Source organism: Roseomonas sp. KE2513 (assembly GCF_016107305.1).
Taxonomy (GTDB): domain Bacteria; phylum Pseudomonadota; class Alphaproteobacteria; order Acetobacterales; family Acetobacteraceae; genus Roseomonas.
In genome coordinates this window covers 1-2,885 of the sequence record NZ_RCVR01000112.1, presented here as the reverse complement: position 1 = coordinate 2,885, position 2,885 = coordinate 1, and the positions used below count along the sequence as shown (strand labels likewise).

Here is a 2,885-nt window from a genome sequence, read left to right as displayed (position 1 = left end):
TGGTGGGGCTGAAGCCCTCCCCAGGCCGTGTGGCGCGGCGCAATGGCCTGCCGATCATCCTACACGACGCGGAGGTGATCGGGCCGATCGCCCGCACGGTGGACGACCTTGCCCTGACGCTCTCCACCATCCAGGGACCGCTGGACGAGGATCGCGCCTCGCTTGCCTTCCGCTCTGACGACGGGGAGGAGATGCGAGCCATGCGCAGTCCTCTACGTTCCGCGTTTCGGAGACTGGCCGGTGGACGACCGATTGCCGAAGCCTGCGCCGCAGTTGCCCGCAACCTCGCCGCCCTGGGCCACACGGTTACGGAAGGGACCTTGCCGGTAGACCTGTCGCTCTTCGAGCAGAACTGGCCGAATGTGGGCGCCGCCGGGCTCGCTTGGCTACTACGGGGAACGGAGTGGCGCGGTCGTGTCGGGGCAATCTACGAGGAGATGATCGAGAAGGGTGAACGCCTCACCGCTCTCGACTACCAGGACGCTCTCCTCGCTTTTCGGGAGATCGCCGCCGCATTCGCCCGGATGTTCCGCGAGTACGACCTGCTGCTGACGCCGAGTTCTGGCGCGCTGCAGTGGAAGGCGGAGGCGTTCGGGCCTGCCCATCATCGCGCCTTCACCGGGGTCGTGAACCTGGCAGGCGCGCCAGGCATCTCAATTCCCGCAGACCCGTCTCCAGACGGCATGCCGATCGGCTTTCAACTCGTCGCGCCCTACGGTGCCGATTGGCGCTTGGTCGCGATGGCAAGGCAATACGAGGGTGCGCATCCCTGGGCGCACCGGTGGCCGTCCGTCTGACTTGTTTGCACTGCTCTAGACGAGGGCGCGGAGGCGCGGTCCGCCCGGACTGTCAGGTCGCCGTGACACCGCTCCGACGCACCACCTCCGCCCACCGTGCTCGCTCGCGTTGCAGGAACGCCTCCTCGGCTCCTGAGGGAGACAGGGCCACAGCGTGATGGCGGCGGAGCTGTGCCGTCCAGGCGGGCATCGCAGTGACCCCCGCACCTTCCGTATCAACCGCGATCCCCGGCACCACGAGGCGCTGGAGGTGCTGTGCGGGCTTGGTTGGCACCTGCCTGAGGCCTTCCGCTTCCCGCGCGAGGACTTCAACGCGCGCGGCGAATGACCCCGCCTGTTTGCAGGACGGCTTGCTCGAGAATTCTGAAGACCGCGCCTTAGCTGAACACCACGCCCTGGTCCGGTCCTCAAGATCTCTGAAATTGTATTGACCGCCAGGTTGCTGGCCTGCTGTGGCCGTCTTACATTCCTACTCCCGCTCTGCCGCAGCGAGCGACTCCACCTCGCGCACGTATCCGTCGGCGTCGAACTTCTTCAGGCTTGCCTCACTCATGGAGCGCACGTTGCCGAAGACCGGCTGAGGTCCCCAGGGCCGGTCGTGCAGCCCGAAGAGCCAGGCCACGTTGGTGAAGGAGTTCGCGTCGCGACCGTCGATGAAGTAGCGGTTGTTGAGCCGCAGGGCCGTCTCCCACGCCTCCTCCGGCGAGGCCGACCACTGGACGATCTTCTTCCCCCAGTACATCCGCATGTGGTTGTGCATGTAGCCCGTCTCGCGCATCTCCATCATGGCTGCGTTCCAGTAGCGGTCGTGGGTCAAGCCCATCTCGAACTGCTCGGGTGTATACAGGTGCGGGCGCGGATCGGCCCGATGCTCATCGAGCGTCTTGCGCGCCCAACCAGGCACGCAGGCGTAGTCGTCATAGCAAGATTCGTAGTGGATGTGGTTCACGGCTAGTTCGCGCCGGATCACTACCTCTTCGACATAGGCGGTCTTGTCGTTGGCGTCACCGGTCGTGGCGCCCCGAACGGCAAGTGCTATGGCGACAGGCGAGATCTGGCCGAAGTGCAGATAGGGGCTCATGTGCGAGGCAGCGCCCGCCTCCGGTCTGCCCCGCACCGTCGCGTAGCGGGCAAAAGAGGCGTCGAGATAGTGCCGTAGCCTCGCCTCAGCCTGCGACGTGCCACCCGTGAAGCGCCGCACGGGCCTGACACTCTGGTCCGCCTTCAGGCTGGCAACCAGCCGCGGTACGTCCTCTAGGGCAAGCGTGCTCTCGAAGCGCAGCTCCGTGGCCCGGCGAAGGACCTGCCGCTCCTCGAGCGGCACGAGGTAGTCCAGCAACAGCCGGTTGAGCTTCGGCCGGAGCGTCCGCGCGGCGATCTCATGCTTGGGCGAGGCGGTCTCGACTGGCACGACCACATCGCCTTCGACCTGCACGACCCGGCAGGGCGCACGCGCCGCGAAATCAGCATAGAATCCTACAGCCGGCTTCAGGTAGGTCCGATCGCACACAACCAGGGCGGCGTCAGCCGCGTAGATCAGTGCGGTCTCCACGGGCGGGGTTCGGCGGGCGACAAAGGCGATGCCTCGCCTCACCAGTGCGGGCCCCACCTCGGCCATGCCCTCAAGCAGGAAGCTCCAGTGGCGGGCATTCACCTCCGGGAATCCCTCGGCAATGCCGTAGCAGACGAGAACGGGAAGGTTGCGCGCGTTGGCCTCATCGACGGCGTGCTCAAGAGCTGGGTTGAAGGCGGCGCGCTGGGACAGCCCCATCCAGTACAGGACATAAGACGCTTTGCCGTTCTCCGGAGCTTCGTTGAGGGAGCGAATGCGGGTTGGCTGGATCATGCCGCCGCATGTGGTGCGTGAGCCAGAGTCGACTAGTCGTGGGGCTGTAGCCGGGAATGTCACGAACGCCCCTGTCCCACCCCCTATGAGCCCTGCTGCGGAGGACGCGTATCACGGAGTCGGAGCTACGCAAGGGGTGAACTTGGCCCGCACCGAGCGTGCTTGGTCCTGCCCTTGACGAGCCTACCCCCACCCGCACTTGCAGGAGCAACCTCAACCCGTTTCTCGCGTCTTCAGGTTAG

Annotated in this window: 3 protein-coding genes; 2 read left to right on the top strand and 1 reads right to left on the bottom strand. The window is 65.9% G+C overall.

Annotation, left to right across the window (positions count from 1 at the left end; genetic code table 11):
- Together D9599_RS30395 and D9599_RS30390 are read left to right on the top strand one after the other, a co-directional pair.
- Positions 1 to 797 (top strand): amidase family protein (locus D9599_RS30395; RefSeq protein ID WP_198385077.1); only part of this gene is annotated, 797 nt, incomplete at its 5' end.
- Positions 798 to 951: 154 nt separating this feature from the next.
- Positions 952 to 1,125, top strand: a complete 174-nt coding sequence (locus D9599_RS30390) for a hypothetical protein (RefSeq protein ID WP_198385076.1) — start codon at positions 952 to 954, stop codon at positions 1,123 to 1,125.
- A 141-nt stretch (positions 1,126 to 1,266) separates the two neighbouring features.
- Here D9599_RS30390 and D9599_RS30385 read toward each other — a convergent pair whose 3' ends face one another.
- Positions 1,267 to 2,643, bottom strand: coding sequence for a deoxyribodipyrimidine photo-lyase (locus tag D9599_RS30385; RefSeq protein WP_198385075.1), 1,377 nt, complete (start codon positions 2,641 to 2,643; stop codon positions 1,267 to 1,269).
- Positions 2,644 to 2,885: the final 242 nt, after the last annotated feature.